The sequence below is a fragment of the Cryptosporangium aurantiacum genome, from assembly GCF_900143005.1.
GTDB lineage: Bacteria > Actinomycetota > Actinomycetes > Mycobacteriales > Cryptosporangiaceae > Cryptosporangium > Cryptosporangium aurantiacum.
The window spans coordinates 1,045,587-1,070,752 of sequence record NZ_FRCS01000001.1 but is presented as its reverse complement, the minus strand read 5'-3'; the positions used below and the strand labels follow the sequence as shown (position 1 = coordinate 1,070,752).

General features: G+C 70.7%; 22 protein-coding genes. 11 read left to right on the top strand and 11 right to left on the bottom strand.

Annotated elements, in window-relative coordinates; genetic code table 11:
• Positions 1 to 240: 240 nt before the first annotated feature.
• From BUB75_RS04660 to BUB75_RS04620, 9 genes are all read left to right on the top strand, one after another.
• Entirely contained in the window at positions 241 to 1,509 is a 1,269-nt protein-coding gene (locus tag BUB75_RS04660) for an ABC transporter substrate-binding protein (RefSeq protein ID WP_218617292.1), read from the top strand.
• Positions 1,510 to 1,516: 7 nt separating this feature from the next.
• Positions 1,517 to 2,488, top strand: coding sequence for a carbohydrate ABC transporter permease (locus BUB75_RS04655; protein ID WP_073251702.1), 972 nt, complete (start codon positions 1,517 to 1,519; stop codon positions 2,486 to 2,488).
• Complete coding sequence (locus tag BUB75_RS04650) at positions 2,485 to 3,405, top strand: carbohydrate ABC transporter permease (RefSeq protein WP_084740213.1); 921 nt, start codon at positions 2,485 to 2,487, stop codon at positions 3,403 to 3,405. The genes BUB75_RS04655 and BUB75_RS04650 overlap by 4 nt, the downstream gene beginning before the upstream one ends.
• Before the next feature lie 5 nt (positions 3,406 to 3,410).
• Positions 3,411 to 5,450 (top strand): beta-galactosidase, encoded by a 2,040-nt coding sequence (locus BUB75_RS04645; RefSeq protein WP_073251700.1) that lies wholly within the window; start codon positions 3,411 to 3,413, stop codon positions 5,448 to 5,450.
• Between the two features lie 23 nt (positions 5,451 to 5,473).
• Positions 5,474 to 6,589, top strand: coding sequence for a galactokinase (gene galK, locus BUB75_RS04640; protein ID WP_073251698.1), 1,116 nt, complete (start codon positions 5,474 to 5,476; stop codon positions 6,587 to 6,589).
• Entirely contained in the window at positions 6,579 to 7,376 is a 798-nt protein-coding gene (locus BUB75_RS04635; protein WP_073251696.1) for a DeoR/GlpR family DNA-binding transcription regulator, read from the top strand. Before galK ends, BUB75_RS04635 begins: the two co-directional genes overlap by 11 nt.
• 22 nt (positions 7,377 to 7,398) lie before the next feature.
• Positions 7,399 to 8,496, top strand: coding sequence for a galactose-1-phosphate uridylyltransferase (gene galT / locus BUB75_RS04630; protein WP_073251694.1), 1,098 nt, complete (start codon positions 7,399 to 7,401; stop codon positions 8,494 to 8,496).
• Between the two features lie 9 nt (positions 8,497 to 8,505).
• Positions 8,506 to 9,150: a nitroreductase family protein gene (locus BUB75_RS04625; RefSeq protein WP_073251692.1), complete on the top strand. Its 645-nt coding sequence runs from the start codon at positions 8,506 to 8,508 to the stop codon at positions 9,148 to 9,150.
• Between the two features lie 67 nt (positions 9,151 to 9,217).
• Positions 9,218 to 9,577 (top strand): hypothetical protein, encoded by a 360-nt coding sequence (locus BUB75_RS04620; protein WP_073251690.1) that lies wholly within the window; start codon positions 9,218 to 9,220, stop codon positions 9,575 to 9,577.
• Here BUB75_RS04620 and BUB75_RS04615 read toward each other — a convergent pair.
• A complete protein-coding gene (locus BUB75_RS04615) occupies positions 9,574 to 12,306 on the bottom strand; it encodes a hybrid sensor histidine kinase/response regulator (protein WP_073251689.1) in 2,733 nt (910 codons plus the stop codon). The two genes, BUB75_RS04620 and BUB75_RS04615, sit on opposite strands and share 4 nt — an antisense overlap.
• A 254-nt stretch (positions 12,307 to 12,560) precedes the next feature.
• On the opposite strand from BUB75_RS04615, the gene BUB75_RS04610 reads away from it, so the two are divergent.
• Positions 12,561 to 13,511, top strand: a complete 951-nt coding sequence (locus BUB75_RS04610; RefSeq protein ID WP_073251686.1) for a hypothetical protein — start codon at positions 12,561 to 12,563, stop codon at positions 13,509 to 13,511.
• Positions 13,508 to 15,019 carry a M16 family metallopeptidase gene (locus tag BUB75_RS04605; RefSeq protein ID WP_073251683.1) on the top strand — a complete coding sequence of 504 codons (1,512 nt, stop codon included), beginning with the start codon at positions 13,508 to 13,510 and terminating at the stop codon, positions 15,017 to 15,019. Before BUB75_RS04610 ends, BUB75_RS04605 begins: the two co-directional genes overlap by 4 nt.
• Here the strand turns inward: BUB75_RS04605 and BUB75_RS04600 are convergent.
• The 10 genes from BUB75_RS04600 to BUB75_RS04555 all read right to left on the bottom strand — a co-directional run bounded on the left by BUB75_RS04600 (position 15,016) and on the right by BUB75_RS04555 (position 25,018).
• The gene (locus BUB75_RS04600; protein ID WP_073251681.1) at positions 15,016 to 15,762 is read right to left on the bottom strand and encodes an MBL fold metallo-hydrolase; all 747 of its coding nucleotides are present in this window, start codon (positions 15,760 to 15,762) and stop codon (positions 15,016 to 15,018) included. The genes BUB75_RS04605 and BUB75_RS04600 overlap by 4 nt on opposite strands.
• A gap of 39 nt (positions 15,763 to 15,801) precedes the next feature.
• Complete coding sequence (locus BUB75_RS04595) at positions 15,802 to 16,194, bottom strand: ATP-binding protein (protein WP_073252804.1); 393 nt, start codon at positions 16,192 to 16,194, stop codon at positions 15,802 to 15,804.
• A 60-nt stretch (positions 16,195 to 16,254) separates the two neighbouring features.
• Complete coding sequence (locus tag BUB75_RS04590; protein ID WP_143175021.1) at positions 16,255 to 17,223, bottom strand: sugar-binding transcriptional regulator; 969 nt, start codon at positions 17,221 to 17,223, stop codon at positions 16,255 to 16,257.
• Between the two features lie 79 nt (positions 17,224 to 17,302).
• Positions 17,303 to 18,289: a D-ribose ABC transporter substrate-binding protein gene (locus BUB75_RS04585; RefSeq protein WP_073251676.1), complete on the bottom strand. Its 987-nt coding sequence runs from the start codon at positions 18,287 to 18,289 to the stop codon at positions 17,303 to 17,305.
• Positions 18,290 to 18,334: 45 nt separating this feature from the next.
• Entirely contained in the window at positions 18,335 to 19,450 is a 1,116-nt protein-coding gene (locus BUB75_RS04580; RefSeq protein ID WP_073251673.1) for an ABC transporter permease, read from the bottom strand.
• A complete protein-coding gene (locus BUB75_RS04575; protein ID WP_073251671.1) occupies positions 19,447 to 20,985 on the bottom strand; it encodes a sugar ABC transporter ATP-binding protein in 1,539 nt (512 codons plus the stop codon). The genes BUB75_RS04580 and BUB75_RS04575 overlap by 4 nt, the downstream gene beginning before the upstream one ends.
• Positions 20,982 to 21,698 (bottom strand): DUF2291 family protein, encoded by a 717-nt coding sequence (locus tag BUB75_RS44845; protein WP_143175020.1) that lies wholly within the window; start codon positions 21,696 to 21,698, stop codon positions 20,982 to 20,984. Before BUB75_RS44845 ends, BUB75_RS04575 begins: the two co-directional genes overlap by 4 nt.
• Positions 21,695 to 23,176, bottom strand: a complete 1,482-nt coding sequence (locus BUB75_RS04565) for an FGGY family carbohydrate kinase (RefSeq protein ID WP_218617291.1) — start codon at positions 23,174 to 23,176, stop codon at positions 21,695 to 21,697. Before BUB75_RS04565 ends, BUB75_RS44845 begins: the two co-directional genes overlap by 4 nt.
• A gap of 4 nt (positions 23,177 to 23,180) precedes the next feature.
• Positions 23,181 to 24,143 (bottom strand): transketolase family protein, encoded by a 963-nt coding sequence (locus tag BUB75_RS04560; protein ID WP_073251665.1) that lies wholly within the window; start codon positions 24,141 to 24,143, stop codon positions 23,181 to 23,183.
• On the bottom strand, positions 24,140 to 25,018 hold the full coding sequence (locus tag BUB75_RS04555; RefSeq protein ID WP_073251663.1) for a transketolase: 879 nt from the start codon (positions 25,016 to 25,018) through the stop codon (positions 24,140 to 24,142). The genes BUB75_RS04560 and BUB75_RS04555 overlap by 4 nt, the downstream gene beginning before the upstream one ends.
• Positions 25,019 to 25,166 lie beyond the last annotated feature (148 nt).

Genomic DNA, 25,166 nt, shown 5'->3' with positions numbered 1-25,166 from the left:
ACGGACAATTCCGACGTTGCGCGTTCCAGTGAGGCAGTTCACCCCGCTTGCAATCACCCGGTCACCACGCGTTTACCCAGCGCAATCGCGTGTTGCGCAAACGTTACCGAGGACCGTTGACGGGCCCGATCGGTTCTGGTGAAGTGTGCGCACTAATGTTGGATCCCGTCGTGATCCACACGGCAAGGAGGCGCACTGATGCCCACCCCTTCGCTTGACTCATTGATGAGCCAGACCGGCATGAGCCGTCGCTCCGTCCTCCGGGCTTTCGGGCTCGGCGCCGTCGGGATCGCGGCATCTCCGCTGCTCGCGGCGTGCACCGGCGCCGACAGCGGCTCGGGCAGCGGCACCGGCACCGTCACGTTCGGCTCGAACGGTTCGGACGAGGTGCCGAAGCGGGCCTTCGCGGCCATGCTGGGCTCGGCCAAGGACGCCGTCGACCTGACGGTCAAGATCAACACGGTTCCGCACAACGACTTCCAGAACAACATCAACAACTACCTCAAGGGCAGCCCGGACGACGTCTTCACGTGGTTCGCCGGCTACCGCATGAAGTCGTACGCGAAGCAGGGCCTGCTCGCCCCGATCGACGACGTCTGGGAGAAGGTCGGAGGCAACTTCTCCGAGGCGTTCAAGACCGCGTCCACGGCCGACGACGGCAAGAAGTACTTCATCCCGAACTACAACTACCCGTGGGGCTGGTTCTACCGTCCGAGCGTCTGGAAGGAGAAGGGCTACACCGAGCCCAAGACCTGGGACGAGCTCATCGCGCTGACCAAGAAGATGAAGGCGGACGGGCTCACCCCGATCGCGTTCGGCGACAAGGACGGCTGGCCCGCGTTCGGCACGTTCGACTACCTGAACATGCGCATCAACGGCTACCAGTTCCACGTCGACCTGATGGCGCACAAGGAGAGCTGGGAGGACGCGAAGGTCAAGCAGGTCTTCACGACCTGGAAGGAGATCTTCCCGTACCAGGCCCCGGGCTCGCTCGGACGCACCTGGCAGGAGGCCGCGCAGACCGTCGTCCAGAAGAAGGCGGGCATGTACCTGCTCGGCACGTTCGTCGGCCAGCAGTGGCCGCAGGGCGACACCGACATCGACTTCTTCCCGTTCCCGGAGCTCGACTCCAACGTCGGTGCGGACGCGGTCGAGGCCCCGATCGACGGGTTCATCCTGAGCAAGAAGGGCGGCGAGAACGACAGCGCCCGCAAGCTCATGGAGTACCTCGCCAGCGGTGAGGCCCAGGACATCTACCAGTCCGAGGACCCCAACAACGTCGCCGCGTCGAACAAGGCCAGCACGGCCAAGTACTCCGCGCTGCAGAAGAAGTCCGCCGAGGTCATCGGCGCCGCGAAGAACATCTCGCAGTTCCTCGACCGGGACGCCGAGCCCGCGTTCGCGAACAACGCCGCGCTCCCCGCGTTCCAGCAGTTCATCAAGGACGGCGACGTCAACGCGGTGACCAAGGGCCTCGAGGCACAGGCCAAGCAGATCTACGGCAGCTGAGACCAGCATGACGACCCCTCAGGCCACAGTGGCCACGCCCAGCACCCCGACCGAACGATCCGCCCCGGTGGGCAAACGCAAAAAATTGCGCCGCCTCACCGGGAGAGACCGCGTCGTACTCGGGCTCATGGTCGGGATCCCGACGCTGATCGAGCTGCTGCTGGTCTGGGGGCCGGCGCTGTTCTCGGTCCTCCTCGGCTTCACCGACGCGCGGACCGACATCGACCAGCCCGGCGGAGTCAACTTCGCCGGGCTGGACAACTACAAGTTCATCACCGAGGAATATCCGCCGTTCTGGCCCGCGGTGCAGCACAACATCATCTGGCTGCTGTTCCTGGCCGTGATCGCAACACCGCTCGGCCTGTTCATCGCGGTACTGCTCGACCAGAACCTGCGCGGCTCGCGGATCTACCAGAGCATCTTCTTCGTCCCCGTGATGCTCTCGCTCGCGCTCGTCGGCATCATCTGGCACCTGATCTACAGCCCGGACGCCGGTCTGCTGAACAGCGTGCTGGGCACCGCGGGCACCGACGACCAGATCGACTGGTTCGGCGACTCGAGCATCAACCTCTGGGCGGCGCTCGTCGCGGCGTCCTGGAAACACGTCGGCTACATCATGATCCTGTACCTGGCCGGCTTGAAGGGCGTCGACCCGTCGCTGCGGGAGGCCGCTCAGATCGACGGCGCCAACGCGGTGCAGACGTTCTTCCGGGTCGTGTTCCCGGCGATGCGCCCGATCAACATCGTGGTCGTCGTCATCACGGTCATCGAGGCGCTCCGCGCGTTCGACATCGTCTACGTGATCAACCGCGGCACGAACGGCCTCGAGCTGCTCTCCGCGCTCGTCGTCCAGAACCTGGTCGGCGAGGGCACCCAGATCGGCGTCGGCGCGGCGATCGCGACCGTGCTGCTGGTGATCTCCCTGGTACCGATCGTCGCGTACCTCTGGCAGACCTTCCGGAAGGAGGAGCAGCGATGACCGTGCTGACCAAGACGAAAGCGCCGGCGGTCCTGGCGAAGTCGTCCAAGAGCGGGCCGAAGGTCAGCCGCGGCGGCCGGATCTTCAGCTACTCGTTCCTGACGATCACCGCGGTGCTGTGGCTGATCCCGCTGGTGTGGACGATCTACACGTCGCTCCGCCCGGAGAAGGACACCCAGAAGTACGGCTACCTGAGCACCGGCGGGGCGTTCAACTTCGACAACTATGTCGAGGCGTGGAACCAGGGCGGGTTCTCGAACTACTTCGTCAACTCGGCGATCATCACGATCCCGGCGGTGATCATCACGCTGGCACTGGCCGCGATGGTCGCGTTCGCGGTGTCGCGGTTCCGGTGGCGGTTCAACATCACGCTGCTGATCCTGTTCACCGCGGGCAACCTGCTGCCGCAGCAGATCCTCGCCGCGCCGCTGTTCCAGCTCTACAAGCACTTCGCGCTGCCGTACTCGGTGAGCGACTCCGGGTCGCTGCTCAACACCTACTACGGCGTGATCGCGGCGAACATCGCGTTCCAGGTCGGGTTCTGCACGTTCGTGCTGAGCAACTACATGAAGGCGCTGCCGCACGAGCTGACCGAGGCCGCGCTGGTCGACGGCGCGGGCGTCTGGAAGCAGTTCTGGAAGATCATCCTCCCGCTCTGCCGCCCGGCCCTGGCCGCGCTGGCCACGCTCGAGGTCATCTGGGTCTACAACGACTTCTTCTGGGCGCTGCTGTTCATCCAGACCGGTGACCGGCTACCGGTCACCACCGGTATCAACAACCTGTTCGGGCAGTACGCCCAGAACGACAACCTGATCGCGGCCGGCGCACTCCTGACCGCGATCCCGGTGCTGGCCGTCTACGTCGCGCTCCAGCGCCAGTTCGTCGCCGGTCTCACTCTCGGCTCCAACAAGGGTTGATAGATATGAGTAACGCTGGCCTGCGGGCGGTCACCGCCCGCCTCGGCGGCAAGCTGGCCTACGGCGGTGACTACAACCCCGAGCAGTGGCCGGAGTCGGTCTGGCTCGAGGACGTCGCGCTGATGAAAGAGGCCAAGGTCAACCTGGTCTCGGTCGGCATCTTCTCCTGGGCGAAGCTGGAACCCGCCGAGAAGGAGTACGAGTTCGGCTGGCTCGACCGCGTCCTGGACCTGCTGCACGACAACGGCATCGCGGTCGACCTGGCCAACGCGTCGGCCACGCCGCCGCCCTGGTTCTCCCGCCGCTACCCCGACTCGCTCCCGGTGGACGCGAACGGCCAGCGCCGCTGGTACGGGGCGCGTCAGGCGTTCTGCCCGTCGTCGCCGGACTACCGCACCGCCTCCGCCCGGCTCACCAGGGCGATCGGCGAACGCTACGCCGAGCATCCCGCGGTCGCGATGTGGCACGTCCACAACGAGTACGGCTGCCACAACTGGCACTGCTACTGCGACACGTCCGCCGAGGCGTTCCGCACCTGGCTACGGGACCGGTACTCCAGCCTCGACACGCTGAACGAGGCCTGGGGCACCGCGTTCTGGAGCCAGCGCTACTACGACTGGGCCGAGATCATCCCGCCGCGGACCCCGGCGTACCACACGTTCGCGAACCCCACCCAGCAGCTGGATTTCTGGCGGTTCTCCTCCGACGAGCTGCTGGACTGCTTCCGCGCCGAGGCCGAGATCCTCCGTGAGGTGTCCAGCGCACCGGTCACGACGAACTTCATGACGTTCTTCAAGCCGCTGGACTACTGGGCCTGGGCCGCCGAGCAGGACCTGATCTCCAACGACCACTACCGCATCGTCGAAGGTCTCGGAGCCGGTGGCGCCACCCACGACCTGGCGATGTCCGGTGACCTGATCCGGTCGCTCGCCGGTGGTCAGCCCTGGTTGCTGATGGAACACTCCACGAGCGCCGTCAACTGGCAGCCGCGCAACCCGGCGAAGCTGCCCGGCCAGCTGCGGCGGGACAGCCTCACCCACACCGCCCGCGGTGCCGACGGCGCGCTGTTCTTCCAGTGGCGGCAGTCGAAGGCCGGAGCCGAGAAGTTCCACTCCGCGCTGGTGCCGCACGCCGGCACCGACTCGAAGCTCTGGCGGGACGTCGTCGCCCTCGGCAACGACCTCCACAACCTCGAAGAGGTGGCCGGGAGCACCGTCCGCGCCGAGGTCGCGATCACCGTCGACTGGGAGAGCTGGTGGGCGATCGAGCTCGACTCGCACCCCAGCGTCGAGGTCACCGGCCTGGGTGAGCTGCGGCGGTTCCACCGGGCGCTGTGGGAGCGCGGGGTCGCCTGCGACTTCGTCCACCCCGACCACGACCTGTCCGGGTACCGGCTGGTCATCGTCCCGACGCTGTACCTCACCGGCGGCGAGGCCGGGCCGAACCTCACCGAGTTCGTCGAGGCCGGTGGCACCGCGCTGGTCACGTACTTCTCCGGCATCGTCGACCACAACGACCACGTGCGGCTCGGCGGCTACCCGGGGGCGTTCCGCGACCTGCTCGGCGTCCGCGTCGAGGAGTTCAACCCGCTGCTGGCCGGGGACAGCGTCGAGCTCGAAGGCATCGGCAGCGAGGCGACCGGCACACTGTGGACCGAAGCGGCGACCGCCACCACCGCGGAGGTGCTCGTCACCTACAAGAACGGCCCGCTCGCGGGGCGGCCGGTGATCACCAGCAACTCGGTCGGCAACGGCGAGGCCTGGTACGTCGGCACCCGGCTGGACGCGGCGAGCCACGCGTGGCTGGTCGGCAGCGTCCTGATCTCCGCCGGGGTGAAGCCGGTACTGCCGCTCTCGCCGTGGCCGGACGGGCTGGACGTGGTCGAGCGCGTCGGTGGTGATGCGCGGTACCTGTTCGCGATCAACCATTCCGACGCTGCGATTGCCGTGCCGGTACGGGGTAAGGACCTTCTCACCGGCCGTGAGTGGGCCGAGACCGACACGGTCGGCGCCGGTGCGGTAGTCGTGATCCGGCTAGCCGGCTGAGGGGTCGGGAGAGGACTGTGCGCATGCGCGAATCGGCCAGCTGGCTGGCGCCGGGACGGGTGAACCTGATCGGCGAGCACACCGACTACAACGACGGCTTCGTGTTGCCGCTGGCCATCGAATTCGGCTGCAGAGCCACGGTCTCCCCCGGCCCGGAGGGCATGCTGCGGTTCACCTCGGCGCAGGAGCCCGACCCGGTCGAGGTGCCGGTGGCCGACCTGGCCCCCGGCGCCGTGCCCGGGTGGGCTGCCTACCCGGCCGGGGTTCTCTGGGCGCTCGGCGTCGACCTGCCCGGTCTGACCGTGGCCGTCGACTCCGACGTCCCGCTGGGCGCTGGGCTGTCCTCCTCGGCCGCGCTGACCTGCTCGGTCGGTGGCGCCGCGAACGACCTGCTGGAACTCGGGCTCTCCCCGCGGGAGCTGGTGGCCGCCACCAGGAAGGCCGAGAACGACTTCGTCGGCGCACCGACCGGCGGGATGGACCAGCTCGCCTCGATGCTCGGCGAGGCCGGATCGGTGCTGTTCTGCGACATGCGCACGCTCGACGTGCGTCCGGTTCCGTTCGGTCTGGACGCCGAGGGCCTGGCGCTGCTGGTCGTCGACTCGAGAGCGCCGCACCGGCACGCCGACGGGGAGTACGCGGCCCGGCGCCGTTCCTGCGAGCAAGCCGCCTCGACGCTCGGGTTGCGAGCGCTGCGGGACGTCGTCGATCTGGACGAGGCCCTGGCCAAGCTGGCCGCCGAGCCCGACGGCGAGGTCCTGGTCAAGCGGGCGCGGCACATCGTCACCGAGAACGCGCGGGTCACCGACGTGGTCGCGCTGCTCGACGCCGGAAAGGTCCGGGAGATCGGGCCCGCGCTGACCGCGTCGCACGCGTCGATGCGCGACGACTTCGAGATCACGGTCCCGGAGGTCGACGTCCTCGTCGAGGCGCTGCTGGCCGCGGGCGCCTACGGCGCCCGGATGACCGGCGGTGGTTTCGGTGGGTGCGTCATCGCACTGCTCGACCAGAACGCGGTGGACGACGCCGCGCGCGCCGCCGTAGCCGCAGCGACCGCACACGGCTTCGCGACACCGCGGACCTTCACCACGTCGCCGGCGGCCGGAGCCCATTCCGTGGGGGCCCACCATGCTGGCTAGTCAGCGGCAGGCCCGCATCGTCGAGGAGATCCGGCGCGGCGGCGGCGTGCGGGTCAGCGACCTCACCGAGCTGCTCGGCGTCTCCGACATGACGATCCGCCGGGACCTGGAGGTGCTGGCCAAGTCCGGCGTGCTCCACAAGGTGCACGGCGGCGCGGTGCTGGCCAACTCGCGCCGCACCGACGAGCCCGGCTTCGCGGTGAAGAGCGCGCTGCAGCAGCCGGCGAAGGAAGCGATCGCCGCCCGCGCGGCCGAGCTGATCACGCCGGGCACCGCGATCGCGCTGTCCGCCGGTACCACCACGTGGACGCTGGCCCGGCACATCACCGCGATCCCCGAACTGACCGTGGTGACGAACTCGACGACGGTCGCCGACATCCTGGAGGCCCAGGCGCCCAGGGCCGGGTTCACGGTCATCCTCACCGGTGGAGTACGGACGCCCAGTGCGGCGCTGGTGGGGCCGGTCGCCGACCAGTCGATCGCGTCGCTCCACGTCGACCAGCTGTTCATCGGTATGCACGGCATGGACGCGGTGGCCGGGCTCACCACGCCGAACCTGGCCGAGGCCCAGACCAACCGGGCGCTGATCAACAGCGCACGCGAGGTCGTGGTGCTCGCCGACTCCACCAAGTGGGGCATCGTCGGGCTCGCGGACTTCGGGCCGCTGTCCACCGCCGATGTCCTGATCACCGACCGCGGCCTTCCCCCCGCCGCGAACGACATCCTGGCCGAAGCCGTCGGCGAACTCATCGTCGTCGACGTCGCAGCCGATCACGCAGCCCAGTGACCCCCGCCGTCGAGGACCGCACATGAGCAACATCTCCGAGACCCACCTCTCCGACGGACGGGAGCTGTTCTACTTCGACGACGCGCCGGGCAAGGACCGGTCCGCGGTCGACGAGCGCGGCCTGCCGCACGTGGTCAGCACGTCCGAGCGGCGCTGGGACGCGCTGGCCGGGGAGTGGGTGGTGATCGCCGGTCACCGGCAGACCCGCACGTTCCTGCCGCCGACCGACCAGTGCCCGCTCTGCCCGACCCGTACTGAGCAACTGAACGGCGCGACGCACCAGACCGAGATCCCGGCGTCCGACTACGACGTCGTGGTGTTCGAGAACCGGTTCCCCTCGCTCTCGACGTCGACCCCGGTGGAGTCGTCGCTGACCGGCCTGTTCCACACCGAACCGGGCAACGGGCGGTGCGAGGTCGTCTGTTTCACCAGCGACCACAACGGAGCGTTCTCCCGCCTGCCCGCCGCCAGGGTCCGCACGGTGCTCGACGCGCTGGCGCAGCGGACCGAGGCCCTGGGCCGGATCGACGGCGTCGAGTACGTCTTCAGCTTCGAGAACCGGGGCGAGGAGATCGGCGTGACGCTCTCCCACCCGCACGGGCAGATCTACGCGTACCCGTTCGTGCCGCCGCGGATGGATCGCATCCGACAGTCGCTGCGCGACCACCACGACGCGACCGGCGAGTGCCTGCAGTGCGCGCTGCTCGCCGCCGAGCAGGCCGACGGCGCCCGGATCGTCGAGAAGGGCTCGCACTTCACCGCGTACGTGCCGTTCGCCGCGCGGTGGCCCTACGAGGTGATGATCGTTCCGCACCGGCACGTCCCCGACCTGCCCGCGCTGGACGAGCCGGAGCTGGCCGAGCTCTCCGAGCTGTACCCGGCGGTGCTGCGCCGCTTCGACGGGCTGTTCGACACCCCGGCGCCGTACATCGCGGGCTGGCAGCAGGCGCCGGTGCGGCAGGACCGCGACCTCTGGCACCTGGCCCTGCAGGTGTTCTCGATCCGGCGCGCGCCGGGCAAGCTCAAGTATCTGGCCGGTTCGGAGTCCGGCGCCGCGGTCTGGATCAACGACATCGCTCCGGAGCGGGCCGCCGCCTCGCTCCGCGGCGAGACGGCTTAGCCTTCCGGTATGACCGTTCTGCCGTTGACGCCGGATGAGCTGCTGACCACGACCCGCAGCGTTCGCAAGCGCCTCGACCTCACCCGCCCGGTACCGCTGGAGCTGATCCGCGAGTGCCTGGAGATCGCCCTCCAGGCACCGAGCGGTTCGAACCGCCAGGACTGGCACTGGGTCGTCGTCACCGACGCCGACAAGCGCAAGGCGATCGCCGACTACTACGCGGACTCCTGGGAGCGGTACATCGCGTCCGGGCGCTCGGCGGGCGTGCTGTACGCGGACGACCCGGAGCGGGCCGCGGTGCAGCAGCGGATCGGGACGTCCGGGCAGTACCTCGCCGACCACATGGCGGAGGTGCCGGTCCTGGTCCTCCCCTGCATCAAGGCCGGTTCGCTCGGCGCGGGCAACCAGGCCGGGCTGTGGGGTTCGATCCTGCCCGCGGCCTGGAGCTACATGCTCGCCGCGCGTGCCCGCGGCCTCGGTACCGCCTGGACGACGCTCCACCTGCGGCACGAGGAGGCGATCTCGTCGCTGCTCGGTATCCCGGAGGGCATCGCCCAGGCGGCGCTGATCCCGACCGCGTTCTACACCGGCGATACGTTCAAGCCGGCCGCCCGTCAACCTCTCGACGAGGTCCTTCACGTCGACAGCTGGTGAACGATCGGCCCGCAGGTCGATAGGAGCACCGCTTAGACTCGCCGGAGACGGGATGAGGAGCGCGACGATGGATCAGGCCTGGAAGCTGGAACAGCACTTCTGGGAAGAGCTGAGCGAGGGCCGGGCTGCGGGCTTCTACGCGCGGCACATGACGTCCGACGGTTACGTCGTGCTGCCGACCGGTGTGGTGAACCGCGACGAGCTGATCGTGCGGTGGGAGCAGCACGAGGCGCTGACGTACGAGCTGTCCGAGCCGCGGCTGCTGCTCGTCGACGGCGGGAGCGTCCTGATCCACTACCACGCGCGCGCCGACGGCGCCTGGCTGCCGGACTACCGCGCCTGGATCACGTCGCTCTACACCTGGGAAGGCTCGAACTGGGCGCTGGTGTTCCGACAGCACACCCCCGAGGGGCCGTTCGCGTTCTAGACCCGCGGCCCCGGTGACAACCCGGCGATCAGGTCCGACAGCACGCGTCGGGCCTGGTCGAGCTCCTCGGCAGCACGGTCGAGCGCCGGGTCGTGGTCGGTCGTCGCCGACAGCTGCCCGAGCGTGGCCATCTCCTCGAAGCTCGCGCAGACCTCGGCCAGCGCGCCGGCCCCGATGTTCGACGCCGAGCCCTTGAGCTTGTGCGCCCGCGCGGCCACCGCGCGGGCGTCCCCGGCGTGGACGGCGTCGCGGAGCGCGGCGAGCGTCTCCGGTGCGGTCCGGACGAACGCCCCGACCATCTCGGCCAGCAACGCCTTCTCGTGCTCCTCCGGGGCCGGTCCGGCGAACTCGGCGAACCGACGCCGGATGCTGGTCTCCTGGTCCTCGGGTCGCCCCGCCCCTTCGGCAGCCACGTCGGGGCCGGGATCGGGACGGCCGCGGGCGAACTCGTCGAGCGTCCGGCGCAGGTCGTCGGCGCGCACCGGCTTGGGGAGGTAGCTGTCCATCCCGGCGGAGCGACAGGCCGCCTTGTCCTCGACCAGGACGCTCGCGGTCATCGCGACGATGTACGGCTGCCGGTCGGCGGGGATCTCGCTGCGGATCCGCCGGGTCGCCTCCAAGCCGTCCATCGTCGGCATCTGCACGTCCATCAGCACGACGTCGTACGGCGCGCGCAGCACCGCCTCGACCGCTTCCTGTCCGTCGGCGACGGTGTCCACCAGGTGCCCCTGCTTCCCCAGCATCAGCTGGGCGACCTTCTGGTTCACGGGGTTGTCCTCGGCGAGCAGCACGCGCAGCGGCGTCGGCGAGGGTCCGATCGGTGCCCCCGGCGACTCCGGGCCCAGATCCTCGGTCCGCGCCACCGCCCTGGCCAGCGTGGCGTGCAGCGCGCCGCCCCTGGCGGGTTTGATCAGCACCGCGTCGAACAGGCGCTGCTGGTCCGGCCGCGGACGCCAGACGACGCTGGTCAGCAGGATCAGCGGCAGGTCCGCGGTCGCCTCGGAGCTCCGGAGTGCGGCGGCGAGTTGCGCCCCGTCCATCTCGGGCATGTGCATGTCCAGCACGGCGACGTCGAACTGCGCCGGGTCCCGGACCAGCTCCAGCGCCTCGGCCGCGGAACCGACGTCGGTGCACCGCATCCCCCAGCCGGCCAGCTGCGCGCGTAGCACCCGCCGGTTCGTCGCGTTGTCGTCGACGACCAGGGCGTGCGCGTCGGCCAGCGCGGCGTGGTCGGGCGGCCGGAGATCGGCGTCCGGGCTGGCGCGCAGCCGCGCGGTCAGCGTGAACGTCGAGCCGACGCCGACCTCGCTCTCCACGGTGAGGTCGCCGTCCATCGCGTGGGCCAGCCTGCGGCTGATCGCCAGCCCCAGCCCGGTCCCGCCGTAGACCCGGGTCGTGGACGAGTCGACCTGCGCGAACGAGCGGAACACCCGATCCATCCGGTCGGCCGGAATGCCCGGCCCGGTGTCGCGCACCTCCGCGACCAGCGCGACCGGCCCGTCCGGGCTCTCGTCCAGGCGCCGGCCGCTGACCGACAGCACGACCTCGCCCGCGGCGGTGAACTTCACCGCGTTGCTGAGCAGGTTCACCATGATCTGCCGCAGCCGGGTCACGTCACCGTGCAGGATCGGCGGCGTCTGCGGGTCGAGGCCGCCGACCAGCTCCAGGCCCTTGCGTTCGGCGTCGAGCGCCACCAGCGCCAGCGCGCTGTCCATGCATTCGCGCAGGTCGAACGGCACATCGTCGAGTTCGAGCTCGCCGGACTCGATCTTCGAGAAGTCCAGGATGTCGTTGATGATCCCGAGCAGCGCCTCGCCCGAGTCCCGGACCGTCTTGACGAACTCGCGCTGCTCGCCGTCGAGGTCGGTGTCCATCAGCAGCCCGGTCATGCCGATCACCGCGTTCATCGGTGTCCGGATCTCGTGGCTCATCGTCGCCAGGAACGCGGACTTGGCCGCGGCCGCGGCGATCGCCACGTCCCTGGCCTGCGAGATCGCCTCGATCGACGTGTTGACGGCCTCCCCCATCCGCTCCAGCTCCACCGGGCCGGACACGTGCGCGGGGCGGCTCAGGTCGCCGGCCGTGATGCGGTTGGCCGCCGCGGTGATCTCGCCGATCGGCCGGGTGATGCGCCGGGTCACCCACCAGGCCCCGACGCCGAACAGGACGAGCGCCGCCAGCGACCCCCAGACGATCAGCGCCCGGGTGTGCCGCGCGCTGACCGCGCTCGCCGTGCGGCGCTCCGCCAGGAGCCGGAGTTCCTCGGTGCGCATCGACTCCAGCCGGGACGCGATCTGGATCATCGCCGCCGACCCCTGGCCGGACACCGTGAACGCCTGGGCGGCCGGGAATCCGCTGTCCCGGCGGAGCTCCACGGTCCGGGCCATCACCGCGAGCTTGACCCGCACCGGAACCTCGAGCGCCTCGAGTACCCGCAGCTGCCGCGGGTTGTCGGCCACGGCCGCGCGCAGCTCCTCCAGGTCGGTCGGGAGCGCGGCGATCGCCCTGCGGTACGGATAGAGGTAGCTGTCCCGGCCGGTGATGACGTACCCGCGCTGGCCGCGTTCGGCGTCCAGCATCCGCTCCCGGACGATCTCGATCCGGTACAGGACGTCGTAGCTGTGGTCGACCGGCTCCTGGTCGCGGATCAGCGTCCCGATGCGCACGTACGCGCTCAGACCGATGACCGCGAGCGCGGCCATCGCGAGCACGAACCCGGTCGTCAGCAACCGTCCGACGGTCAGCCGGGCGCGGGAGCGGGGCCCGGACGACGAGCCGTCCGGACCTGCGGCGGTCGGCGCCGTCCCCCCGCCAGCCAGCGCAGCCCCCTCGTCCCCTGGTGGTCGGCGTGCGGCTGCTCCCGAAGAGCACCCGCACCGCACCAGACCATCGGCCTCGAGCGTGCGTCCTGAAGTGTTTCTCGCCGTCGACAACGCGCGTCCTCCCGCCGGAGGGACGCTGCGGCATCGCTACGATCACCCGCGTGCCGACCGAGGATGAGCAGTCCTTACCCCCGCAGTTCCACCGCAGTACCTGGCATCCCGAGTTGTACGTGTTCGAGGCCGCGACCCGCGCGGGCGACTGGACGGCGATCGCCGGCGCATTCGCTCAGTTACGCCACCCGGGGGCGGTTTCGCTCGCCGTCCGCATCGCGAGCGACATCCCGGGTGCCGACCAGTTCCTCCGGCAGGTGGTCGCGCGGGAGCCCTCGGCGCTGGGCGGCACGCTGCTCGGCGCCAGCCTGGTCCAGGTCGGCTGGCGCGCCCGGACGAGCTACGCGGCGTCCCGGGTGAGCCGAGACCAGTTCGCCGCCTTCCACCACCATCTGCGGGAGGCGGAGCAGACGCTGATGGACGTCACCGCTCGGGATCCGAGTGCGGTGTCGGCCTGGGAGTACCGTCTGCTCACCGCTCGCGGGCTCGAACTGGGGCAGGCCGAGGCACTCCGCCGGTACGCCCGACTCTCGCGGACCGATCCCCACCACTACGGTTCCCAGCTCTGCATGATCCAGCAGCTCTGCCCGAAGTGGGGCGGGAGCTGGGAGGCGCTCTATCAGTTCGCCCGCGAGCAGGCTGCCGCCGCACCGCCGGGCTCCCTGTCCGGCGCCCTCGTCCCGCAGGCTCACCTGGAACGGTGGACCACGATGGACGACAACGAAGTCAGGGCGTATCTGCAGAGCGCCGCGGCCGAGGTGTGGGCCGCCGCTCAGCGGTCCGTACTGAACCCGCAGTTCCGCCTCGAGCCCCGCTGGGTCACCGCGGTCAACGCATTCGCTGTGTTCTTCGGCCTGCTCGGCGACCAGCGGTCGACGGCACCGTTCTTCCGGCTGATGGGCGACTTCGCCTGCGACGTCTATTGGGACCATCTCGGTGACCCGGCCGAGAAGTTCTACGAGTTCCGGACCTGGGCGCTGGCGGAGGGCGGGGGACAGTGATCAAGGAAACCGAGGTCGACGGCGTTCCGACGCTGATCGCGCCGGTGTCGGGGCAGATGCACGCGGGGCTGGTGTTCCGCGTCGGCTACGCGGACGAGGTCCTCGCTCGCGCCGGGATCACCCACGTGGTCGAGCACCTCGCGCTGTTCCGGACCGGGCAGGCCGACTACCACTACAACGGACGCACCGGCGCCGCGACCACCGAGTTCCACCTGCGCGGCAGCGAGCAGGACGTGGTCGCGTTCCTCACCGGGGTGTGCGAGGCGCTCTCCGCGCTACCGTTCGAACGGCTGGAGGTGGAGAAGCAGGTCCTGCGGACCGAGCAGGCGGGCAAGTCGCCCTCGCCGTCGGAGGTGCTCGCGCTCTGGCGGTACGGGGCGCGTGGCTTCGGACTGGCCGGCTACCCGGAGTACGGCGTCCCGAACCTCACCCCGGACGAGATCCGGCACTGGGTGGGAACCTGGTTCACCCGGGAGAACGCCGGGCTGTGGATCGCCGGTGACGGCGTCCCGGCCGGTCTGCGCCTGCCCCTGCCGAGCGGACGACGCTGGGCGCCGCCGCCGGTCACGTCCGCACTGCCGGTCACGCCCGCGTTCTTCCAGGCCCCGATGAACGGCACCGCGTTCGACGCGGTCGTCCCCCGCGGCCCGGCCGCGATGGTCTACGCCGAGGTGCTGCAGCGCGAGCTGTTCCGCGAGTTACGCCAGGCCGACGGCCTCTCGTACACCACGGCCGCCGGGTACACCGCCCATCCGCACGACACCGCGATCGTGACCGCGATCGCCGACGCGCTGCCGGAGAAGCAGAGTGCGGTTCTCGGGGGAATGGTCGACGCGCTGCACACGCTCGCCGTCGGCCGGATCGAGCAGACCGAGGTGGACGCGGTGATCGCCGCCGCGCAGGGCGACCTGCAGCATCCGGACGCCGCCGCCGCGTCGCTCTCCGGGCTGGTCACGAACCTGCTCACCGGACGTCCGATCCACTCACCGGAGGAGCGCACGGCTCAGCTCGGCGCCGTGACGCTGGACGAGGTGCGGGCGGTCGCGGCGCAGGCGCTGCGCACCGGGCTGCTGCTGGTGCCGGAGGACCACACCGCGGACTGGGCCGGCTACGCGGTCGCGCCGATCACCTCCGAGACCGTCGTCGAGGGCGGCGCCTACCCGGTGATCGACGACCCGAACGATCGGTTCGTCATCGGCCCGGCCGGCGTCAGCCGCGTCATCGGCGACCAGGCGGCGACCGTCCGGTACACGGAGTGCGCCGCGATGCTGGTCTGGCCGGACGGCGGTCGGCAACTGGTCGGGCACGACGGCATGCGGGTCGCGGTCGAACCGACGATGATCGCGGCCGACCCCGGCTTGCTGCACCACATCGGCGCCGGCCTACCGCCGCACCTCGTGGTCCGGCTCCCCCCGCGCGACCCGTCGACGATTCCCCGGCCGGCGCCGCCCACGCCGGACCCGCCGCCGGAGAAGCGTGGCGGCCTGCTCCGCCGCCGGAAAAGCTAGGCCGCGCGCTCGCGAGCCTGTGCGGCGGCCTCGCGGATCGAGCCGCGGTACACCGGGCCGTGGCCGGGCAGGACGATGTCGGCGTCCAGCGCTTCGAGCGTGTCCAGCGCCTCCACCGTGCGCTGCCGGTCGTGGTGGAAGATCGGCGCCAGCAGTTGCGGGCCCTCGATCCGGGACGTCGGATGGCCGGTGACCAGCGTGTCGCCGGTGAGGATCACGCCCGCGTCCGGCAGCAGGTAGCAGGTGTGACCGGAGGTGTGGCCCGGCGTCGGCACCGGAATCGGCCGGCCGGGCACGTTCAGCGGCCCGTCCGACGGGAAGGGGGCCGCGGCCGGCAGCGTGACGTGCTTCAGGGCGCCGGACCGCGCCAGGTACAGCGACCAGCCGAGGTAACCGGGCCGGTGCAGGTTGCGGACGACGTCGATCGGGGTGGCCTGTTCGCGGTACTCGCCGTGCACGTGCCGGACCTCGGGCTGCGACAGGTAGACCGGCGTTGATCCGTTGAGCAGCGCGGGCAGCGAACCGATGTGGTCGACGTGCCCGTGGGTGATCAGCACGGCGGCGATCTGGTCGGGCCGGCAGCCGATCAGGTCGAGCGACTGGCGCACCGCGTCGACGTCGGCGGGGTACCCGGCGTCGATCAGCGTGAGCGCGTCGCCGTCGGTCAGCACCACCCAGTTGACCGCATCACCCTCGACGAAGTGCACGCCCGCCGCGACCTCGGTGACCGTCGGTGCGCCCATGTCCGCTCCGATCCCAGCGCCCGGTGTGGGCTTGCGACGCTACACCGGAATCGCAGCCCAGACCGTCTTGCCGTCCGACTGCTGAGAACACCCCCAGCGCTCCGAGATCGCGGCGATCAGCGGCAGCCCGCGCCCCCGGGTGGCTTCCGGATCGAACGCCCGGACGACGAGCGGCCGCCGGCTGGCGTCGTGCACCGAGACCCGGACGAACGAGCCGCAGAGCTGCACCGCGAGGCGGAACGGCGTCCGGGCGTGGTCGATCACGTTCGCGACCATCTCGTGCACGACGAGCAGGATGTCCTCGGCGGCCGTGCCGCCGATGCGCCACTGGGCCAGCAGCGCGCGGACTCGGCCGCGCACCTGTGCGGTCGCTGCGGGGATCGGTTCGTGCTCTACGTCCAGTTGGACCGTCGGTTCACAATCGGTACTCATCGGACGGATCACCTCCCACACTGGTCATAGCCGCCCCACTGGCACCGGAAACGACTCTGTTCAGGCGACCAGGCGTTCGGCGGTGTCGACGTCGGTGATCAGCACGTTCACCCAGTCGTTGAGCAGCGCGGCCCGGACCGCCGACAGCTTCCGCTCGCCACCGGCCACCGCGACCCGCCGCTCGATCGTCCGCAGGTCGGCGCTGGAGATCCCGACGACCCGCTGGTCGAGCCGGGACTTCACCGGCCGGCCGTGGTCGTCGAAGAACCGCAGGCAGACGTCCCCGACCGCGCCGAGCGCGCGGAGCTCGTCCTGGTCGGCCTCGGCGACCGCGTTCCCCGACTGCAGCAGCAGCGGCGACGGCTCCAGGCTGCCGATGCCGACCAGCGCGACGGTCAGTTCCTTCCACTGCGCCATCACCGCGGCCACCGCGTCGTCCTGGGTGAGCGCGCGCCGGATCGCGGGCGTCCCGACCAGGCCCGGAGACGGGACGAACACCGGCCGGGCCCCGGTCAGCTCGGCCAGGCGCCCGGTCAGGCGGGTGGCCTGCACCTGCGCCTCCGGGCTGCCGACACCGCCGACGATCTGGACGACCCGGTCGGCGACCTGGGTGTGCTTGGGGTGCATCGCGTCGACGGCTGCGAGCAGCGTCTCGCTCCAGGACGAGATGCCGATGACGTCGCCGCCCTTGAGCGTCGCGTCGAGGTAGACCGCGGCCGCGGCGCCGAGCGCCGGAATGACGTCGCCGTTCGAGCCGTCGGTGTCGACGACCACTGCGTCACGCAGGCCGTACCGCTGCTGCAGCTGCTCTTCCAGCTCGGTGTGGACGCCCGGCGGCAGCACGACGACCGTGCGGACGATGCCGCGGGTGGTCGCCTCCTTGAGCAACCGGGAGACGCGCGGCTGCGAGATGTTCAGCTGGGCGGCGATCTCGGGCTGGCGCATGCCCTGTTCGTGGTACATCCGGGCGACCTTGGCCAGCATCCGCAGCTGCTCGGCGCCCGCGGTGCGCACGCCGGTGACCGGCATCGGCGTCTCCCTCATATCTATTCCGCGCGAGTGTATCCATCCCCCGGGCCGCGCCCTCGCGGACGCGGCCCGGGATCCCTCAGGACTTGCGGGCGAAGACGCCGAACTCGTCGGCGTTGGCCTTCGTGACGATCTCGCAGTCGATCGACTGCTTCTCCGGCTGGCCGGACTTGCCGTCCTTGATCGTCTTGTCGGCCTGCTCCACGGCCTGCTCCGCGGCCAGCGCCGCCGGCTGGAGAGCGGTCGCCAGCATCTCGCCGGCCTTGATCGCCGCGATCGCGTCCGGGCTGCCGTCGAACCCGACGACGACGACCTTGTCCAGCAGGCCCGCGCCCTTCAGCGCCGCGACCGCGCCGAGCGCCATCGTGTCGTTACCGGCGATCACACCCTGGATGTCCTTGTTCTTCTGGATAATCGTCTCCATCTTGGTGAACGCCTCCTGCTGATCCCAGTTGGCGCTCACCTGGGCGACCCGCTTCATCGCCGGGTACTGCGAGATGACGTCGGCGTAGCCCTTCGAGCGGACGCCCGCGTTGGTGTCGGACTCCTTACCGGTCAGCTCGACGTAGTTGCCCTTGCTCTTCATGCCCTTGACGAACTCCTGGGCCGCCAGCTGGGCACCCTGGGCGTTGTTCGAGACGATCTGGGCGGTCGCCACGCCGGTCTTGTTGATCTCCCGGTCGATCAGGAAGACCGGGATACCGGCGTCCTTGGCCTTGGTGACCGGGCCGATCGACGCGTCGGCGCCGGCGTTGTCGAGGATGATCGCCTTCGCCTTGCGGGAGATCGCGGCGTCGATCAGCTCGCTCTGCTTGTTCGGGTCGTCGTCGTGGGAGGCCACCGACGTCTCGTAGCCGAGTTCCTTGGCCTTCGCGGCCGCGGCGTCGGCCTCGGCCTTGAAGAACGGGTTGTCCGGCGACGGCGTGATGATCGCGATCAGGCCACCGGCGTCGCCGGAAGAGTCACTACTGGCCGAGTCGCTGTCGTCGCCTCCGCAGCCGGCGAGCGCGAACACGCCGAGCGAGAGGGCGAGGCCGGCCGCGGCTAAACGGCGCAGTCTGAACATTGGGAGTACCTCCACAGTGAGGGTTTGGGGGGTTGGGGCGAAAACTCAGGGGGTCTTGGCCGGCGTCGGTACCGTCTCGGCGGCCGCCGCTGCGGCGGCTCCGCGCTTCTGGAACCGCTGCTGGCCCTGGTCGAGGACAACGGCCAGCACGATCACCGCGCCCTTGATCAAGATCTGCCAGAACGTCGAGACGCCGAGGTTGACCAGGCCGTCGGCGAGGAAGCCGATGACGAACGCGCCGACGAGGGTGCCGCGCACGTTGCCGCGGCCGCCGGAGAGCGCCGCGCCGCCGATGACGACCGCGGCGATCGCGTTCAGCTCGAACGTCTCACCGGCCTGCGGCGCGGCCGACGTCAGCTCGGACGCGATGATCAGCCCGGACAGCGCCGCGCAGGCGCCGGAGATCATGTAGACGCGCGCCTTGACCCGCCGCACCGGCACGCCGGACAGCTCGGCCGCCCGCTCGTTGCCGCCGGTCGCGTAGAGCCACCGGCCGAACGGCGCCTTGCGGATCAGCACCGTGATCACGATCGCCAGGAGCGCCAGCAGGTAGATCGAGACCGGGATGCCGAGCAGCTTGCCGGTGCCGAGGAAGTCGAAGCCGGTGTTGCCGAGCTCGGGGTCGCCGCCGAGGTTCGGGTACGTCTCGCCGTCGGAGATCAGCAGCGCCGCGCCTCTGGCGACGTACAACATGCCGAGCGTCGCGATGAACGGCGCGACGTTGAATCGCGTCACGAGGATGCCGTTGATCGCACCGACCATCGTCCCGACCGCGATCGCGACCAGGATCGTCACCCAGACCGGCGGGTAGGCGATGACGCCGAACAGCTTCACGCCGCCGAGCAGCTCACCGGCGACGACCCCGGACAGGCCCACGATCGAGCCGACCGACAGGTCGATGCCGCCCTTCAGGATCACCAGCAGCATGCCGAGCGCGAGGATGCCGTTGATCGCGACGTGCTTGGTCATCGTGATCACGTTCGTGACCGTGAGGAACGTGTCCGACAGCAGGCTGAACACGATGATCAGCACCGCGAGCGCGATGAACGCGCGCGCCTCGAACGCCACGTTCAGCAGGCGCAGCCGATGCGCCTGGGCGGCCGCCTCGGCCGCCGCTTCGCGGCGTTCGGTCGTCGGGGGTTGAGCGGTCGCGGTGCTCATGACGCTTCTCCGGTCTTCTTCGACGGAACACTGCCGCCCGAAGCGGCCATCAGGTCCTCGCGGGTCAGGGCACCGCGCTTGAACTCGCCGACGATCCGGCCGCGGGCCAGTACCAGCAGCCGATCCGGGATGTGCAGTGCCTCCTCCGCCTCGGAGGTGGTGAACAGCACGGCCAGGCCCCGCTGGGCCTGCTCGGCCATCAGCGCGAACACGTCGGCCTTGGCACCGACGTCGACGCCGCGGCTCGGCTCGTCGAGCAGCAGCACCCGCGGGTCGGTGAGCAGCGCCTTGCCGATGACGACCTTCTGCTGGTTGCCGCCGGACAGCGCGCCGATCGGCGACTTGGGGCTGCTGGTCTTGACCGTGACGTCCTTGATCGTGCGCGCGACCGCGGTGTCCTCGCTGCCGCGGTTGAGGAAGGCCCGCTTGACGAACGCGAGCAGGCCGGCGAGCGAGAGGTTCTCCCCCACGGTCATCGTCTGGACGAGCCCGTCGCGCTGGCGGTCCTCGGGCACCAGCATCAGCCCGCGGGCGATCCGGTCGCGGATGCCGTCGTGACTGGTCACCGGCTCGCCGCCCAGCTCCACCGAGCCGGACTGGATCGGGATCCGCCCGGCGAGCGCCTCGAGCAGCTCGGTGCGCCCGGCGCCCATCAGCCCGTAGAGCCCGACGATCTCCCCGGCCCGGACGCGCACCGACAACCCGTCGATCGCGAGCCGGTCGGCGTTGGTCGGGTCGGGCACGACCAGGTCGGACACCGTGAGCAGCTCGTCGCCGAGCACCGTGTCCCGGTCCGGGAAGAGCGATTCGGAGTCCCGGCCGACCATCTGACGGACGATCCAGCCCAGGTCGACGTCGTCCGCCGCGGCGGTGGCGACCAGCGAACCGTCCCGCAGCACGACGACGTCGTCGGCGATCGCCAGCGCCTCGTCGAGGTGGTGGGAGATGTAGACGACCGCGACGCCGTGCGCGGTCAGTTCGCGGATCAGCCGGAACAGGACCTCGACCTCGGGCTCGGAGAGCGCGGAGGTCGGCTCGTCCATGATCAGGACCCGGGCGTCCTGGAGCAGCGCGCGGGCGATCTCGACCAGCTGCTGCTGGCCCAGCCGTAGCTCGCCGACGAGCGTCCGGGGATCGATCTCCTCCTCCAGGCGCCGCAGGATGTCCGCGGCGAGCCCGCGCTCCGTCTTCCGGTCGACCGCACCGGCCGCGGTGACCCGCTCCCGGCCGAGGAACAGGTTGTCCTCGATCGACAGGTTCGCGCAGAGGCTGAGCTCCTGGTGGATGATGACGATCCCGGTGTCGGCAGCCTGTCGCGCCGAGCCGAACACGACCGGCTCGCCGTCGACCGCGATGTGACCGGTGGTCGGCGACTCGATCCCGGCCAGGATCTTCATCAGCGTGGACTTGCCCGCGCCGTTCTCCCCGAACAGCGCGGTCACCCGGCCGGGGTGCGCCTCGAAGTCGACGCCCTTGAGCGCGTGCGTGCCGCCGAAGACCTTCGTGATCTCGGACGCGCTGAGCACGGCGGTCACGGGGCGACCTCGAACTTCACCGGGGTGAGCGTCACGACTTCGGGGGTGAGGAACGTGAAGGCGCCGGTGACCGCGATCTTCTTGCCCTTGAGGGTCGCGGGCTGCACCCCGGCCAGAACCGTGGTCCGCACCTCGTTGTTCAGCGCGGTGCCGGCGTCGGCGTACTGGACCTGGTTCAGGAAGTCGCCGAACTTGATCGTCCCGGTGGCGTCGCGCAGCGAGGTGCCGGTGATCGCCGGGCCGACCTGGACCCAGACCTGGGTGTTGGCGGGCAACCCCTCGACGGTCAGCGACAGCATGCTGCCGTTCAGCTCACCGCCGGTGCCCTCGGCGCTCGCCGGGAAGCTGTACGGGCTGGTGCCCTCGCGCTTGCCGTACTTCTCGCCGGCCGCGTCCGCGTCGGCGACCAGGGCCGGGACCAGCTCGGTGAGCGGCACCGCGTTCTGCTCGATCAGCGGCGCGACCTTCGGGAACGTCTCCTTGCCGTAGGCCGCCGGGTCGAACGTCTGCTCGGCCTCGGCGCGGGTGGCCGGTGCGTCGGCCGAGCGCCACTCGGTCGACAGCCCCATCGCGGCGAGCACGAGCACCACGACGGCGGCCTGGATCAGACGAACCTTCCGGCTCGGCCGGGTACTCACCGTGCGCGCGCGGGCCGGGCCGGGAGTGGGCGCCCTCGTCGCGGCAGGTGACTCGGTCGACGATGACTGCGTCACGGGTGCCTCCTCGAGACAGGTACGGGGGTGTCAGCCAGCGGCTGGGTGCGGGACCGCGCGATCGCGGCGTGCCAGCCCGCGCGTCCGTCCCGGCGCTGTTCCGGGGTGGTGGCCGGCGCGAACGCGGTGGTGGCCCGGGCGCGGTCGGTCAGATCGGCGACGCTCCAGAGGCCGGCGCCGACCCCGGCGAGCTGCGCCGCACCGAGCGCGGACAGGTCGGCGTCGTCGGCCCGGCGGACCGCGCGTCCGGACAGGTCGGCCTGGGCCTGCATGACGGTCGCGCTGCGGGACAGCCCGCCGTCGGCGAGCAGCGTCTCGATCGGGCCGCCGACCGCCTCGACGGCCGCGACGACGTCCTCGACCTGGAACGCCACCGATTCGATCGCGGCCCTGGCGAGCGCCGGACGGCCGGTGCCGAGCGTGAGGCCGCTGACCGTGGCGACCGCGTCGGCGTCCCACCAGGGGGCGCCGAGCCCGCCGAACGCGGGCACCAGCGCGACGCCCTCGGCGGACGGCCCCGCCGAATCCAGCAGTTCGGTCGTGGAGACGCCGAACAGGTCAGCGAGCCAGGTCAGCGTCCGGCCCGAGGACCGGATGTTGCCCTCCAGCGCGAGCGTCGGCGCTGCTCCACCGTGCTGCCAGCCCACGGTCAGGCACAGCCCGCCCGCGGCGTCGGCCGGGCCACCGAGCACGGCCATCACCGACGATCCGGTGCCGTAGGTCGCCTTGACGACGCCCGGCCGCCAGCCCGCGTGGGCGAACAGCGCGGCGTGCGAGTCGCCGAGCACCGCCAGCACGGGGACGCCGTCCGGCACCGGGTCGAGGCCCCGCACGGCCGGGAACGGGCCGTCCGACGGCGTGACCTCGCCGAGCACCGCGGCGGGCACGCCGAAGAGCTCCAGCAGCCTGTCGTCCCAGGCTCCGCGCCGCACGTCGAGCAGCTGGGTGCGCGAGGCGTTGCCGATCTCGGTGACGTGCTCGCGCCCGCCGCTGAACCGGCTGAGCAGCCAGGAGTCGATCGTGCCGAGGCACAGGTCCCGGCCGCGGCCGGGGTCGTACGTGTCCAGCAGCCACTGCGCCTTGAGCGCGGAGAACATCGGGTCCAGCGGTAACCCGCTGACGTCGGCGACCAGCGGACCGGCACCCTCCGCGAGCAGCTCGGCGCACCGGTCCGCGGTACGCCGGTCCTGCCAGCCCAGCAGCGGGCCGAGCGGCTCACCGGTGGTCCGGTCCCAGAGCACGAGCGACTCGCGCTGGGTACTGAGCCCGACCGCGACGACGCGCGCAGCGTCGTCCGGATCGAACGAACGGACGGCTGCACGGACGCTGTCCCAGACCTCGATCGGGTCCTGCTCGACCCAGCCCGGGCGCGGGTGCGAAGCACCCAGCGGCGCGGACGCCGACCCGACGACGGCGCCCGACCGGTCGACCAGGAGCGCCTTGGTGGCGCTGGTGCCCTGGTCGATCGCGAGGATCAAGGATCTATCCGTGGAGGCCATGGCCGAGCAACTCTCTGGCGGCGGCGACGATGCCGTCGGCGGTCAGTCCGAAGTGCTCGAGCAGGAAGTCGGCGCTACCGGTCGGGGCGAACACACCCGGGATGCCGAGGATGCGCATCCGCACCGGGTGTTCGGCGGCGACCAGCGACGCGACCGCGGCGCCGAGGCCACCGCTGACCGTCGCCTCCTCCGCGGTGATCAGGCCGCGCGTCTCGCGGGCAGCGGCGAGCACCGCGTCGACGTCGAGCGGGTCGACGAACGGCATGTTGATCACGCGCAGCCCGATGCCCTCGGCACGTAACTGCTCGGCGGCGGCCAGCGCGCGGGACACCAGCGTGCCGACCGCGATCACCGTGACGTCGTCGCCGTCGGTGAGCGTGTTCGAGATGCCGGGGCCGAACGGCGCGTCCGGCGGCGTCACCGCCGGGACCTTGAACCGCGGGATGCGCAGGAACGACGGGCCCGGGTTGGCCGCGGCCCAGCGCACCGCGGCGCGGGTCTGCTCCGGGTCGGCCGGGACGACGACCGGCAGGTTCGCGACCGCCCGCATCCAGGACAGGTCCTCGATCGAATGGTGCGTCGGCCCGAGTTCGCCGTAAGCCATGCCCGGGCTCTGGCCGCAGAGCACGACGTGAGTGTTGCTGTACGCGGCGTCGGCCTTGATCTGCTCCAGCGCACGCCCGGTGAGGAACGGCGCGGCAGCCGAGACGAACGGGATCTTGCCGCCGTTGGCGAGGCCGGCGCCGACGCCGACCAGGTCCTGCTCGGCGATGCCGACGTTGATCAGCCGGTCGGGGAAGCGCTCACGGAACCCGACGAGGTTGCTGGAGCCGACCGAGTCGTTGCAGACCGCGACGATGCGCTCGTCGGCCTCGGCGAGCCGGATCAGCTCGTCGGCGAAGTCCTTCCGGCAGTCGTAGGTCGGAACCTCCGTCGTGACGCTCATACCAATTCCTCCAGAGCGAGACGGACCTGCTCGGGGCTGGGCACCTTGTGGTGCCACTCGACCCGGTCCTCCATGAACGAGACGCCCTTGCCCTTGATCGTGTTGGCGACGATCGCGACCGGCTTGCCGGTGGTCGACGGCTCCAGGGCCTGCAGCAGCGCGACGTGGTCGTGCCCGTCGACCTCCCGCAGCTCCCAGCCGAACGCGCGCCACTTGTCGCCGAACGGTTCGAGGGACTTCGTCTCCTCGGTGCGGGCGCCCTGCTGGAGGCGGTTGCGGTCGACGACCGCGGTGAGGTTGGCCAGCTCGTAGTGGCTGGCGGTCATCGCCGCCTCCCAGTTGCTGCCCTCTTGCATCTCGCCGTCGCCGAGAACGACGACCGTGCGCCAGGACTTGTCGTCGAGCTTCGCGGCGAGAGCGGCGCCGGTCGCGACCGGGAACCCGTGGCCCAGCGGGCCGCTGTTCGTCTCCACGCCCGGCACCTTCACCCGGTTCGGGTGGCCGTTGAGCGCGGACAGCGGCGCCATGAACGTGGCCAGCTCGCTGCGCGGGAAGAAACCGCAGTACGCGAGCGTGGAGTAGAGCGACGCCGCGCAGTGTCCCTTCGACAGGACGAACCGGTCGCGGTCCTCCCAGTGCGGACGGGTCGGGTCCAGGTTCAGCACGCCGGCGAAGCAGGTCACCAGGATGTCGGTGACGGAGAAGTCGCCGCCGATGTGGCCGAGCTTGGCGGTGGCGATCATCTCGACGACGCTGCGACGCACGGCGAGCGAGATCCGGCGCAACTCAGCGGCCTTAGCCTCGATGTCGAGGCCGGCCAGCCGGGCGCGCAGTTCGCGGTACTCCGCCGCCAGCGGTGGGTCAGCCACTAACATGCTGAATATCTATTCCGGCTCGAATTTGCATACGCATAGCGTGGGCCGAAGATTCGCCGTTCGTCAAGCATGTGTTTGCCGCAGGCCACCGTTGACAGGAAATCTGCCGGAAACTACGTTGACCGCATCTCCCATTCGGCTATGAATG

Excerpts from the sequence above, each read along its gene's own strand:
- BUB75_RS04555 (WP_073251663.1), bottom strand. The coding sequence starts at position 25,018 with ATGTTAGTGGCTGACCCACCGCTGGCGGCGGAGTACCGCGAACTGCGC.
- BUB75_RS04645 (WP_073251700.1), top strand. The coding sequence starts at position 3,411 with ATGAGTAACGCTGGCCTGCGGGCGGTCACCGCCCGCCTCGGCGGCAAG.
- BUB75_RS04625 (WP_073251692.1), top strand. The coding sequence starts at position 8,506 with ATGACCGTTCTGCCGTTGACGCCGGATGAGCTGCTGACCACGACCCGC.
- BUB75_RS04655 (WP_073251702.1), top strand. The coding sequence starts at position 1,517 with ATGACGACCCCTCAGGCCACAGTGGCCACGCCCAGCACCCCGACCGAA.
- BUB75_RS04590 (WP_143175021.1), bottom strand. The coding sequence starts at position 17,223 with ATGCCGGTCACCGGCGTGCGCACCGCGGGCGCCGAGCAGCTGCGGATG.
- galK (WP_073251698.1), top strand. The coding sequence starts at position 5,474 with ATGCGCGAATCGGCCAGCTGGCTGGCGCCGGGACGGGTGAACCTGATC.
- galT (WP_073251694.1), top strand. The coding sequence starts at position 7,399 with ATGAGCAACATCTCCGAGACCCACCTCTCCGACGGACGGGAGCTGTTC.
- BUB75_RS04595 (WP_073252804.1), bottom strand. The coding sequence starts at position 16,194 with ATGAGTACCGATTGTGAACCGACGGTCCAACTGGACGTAGAGCACGAA.
- BUB75_RS04650 (WP_084740213.1), top strand. The coding sequence starts at position 2,485 with ATGACCGTGCTGACCAAGACGAAAGCGCCGGCGGTCCTGGCGAAGTCG.
- BUB75_RS04600 (WP_073251681.1), bottom strand. The coding sequence starts at position 15,762 with ATGGGCGCACCGACGGTCACCGAGGTCGCGGCGGGCGTGCACTTCGTC.
- BUB75_RS04585 (WP_073251676.1), bottom strand. The coding sequence starts at position 18,289 with ATGTTCAGACTGCGCCGTTTAGCCGCGGCCGGCCTCGCCCTCTCGCTC.
- BUB75_RS04660 (WP_218617292.1), top strand. The coding sequence starts at position 241 with ATGAGCCGTCGCTCCGTCCTCCGGGCTTTCGGGCTCGGCGCCGTCGGG.
- BUB75_RS04580 (WP_073251673.1), bottom strand. The coding sequence starts at position 19,450 with ATGAGCACCGCGACCGCTCAACCCCCGACGACCGAACGCCGCGAAGCG.
- BUB75_RS04635 (WP_073251696.1), top strand. The coding sequence starts at position 6,579 with ATGCTGGCTAGTCAGCGGCAGGCCCGCATCGTCGAGGAGATCCGGCGC.
- BUB75_RS04560 (WP_073251665.1), bottom strand. The coding sequence starts at position 24,143 with ATGAGCGTCACGACGGAGGTTCCGACCTACGACTGCCGGAAGGACTTC.
- BUB75_RS04620 (WP_073251690.1), top strand. The coding sequence starts at position 9,218 with ATGGATCAGGCCTGGAAGCTGGAACAGCACTTCTGGGAAGAGCTGAGC.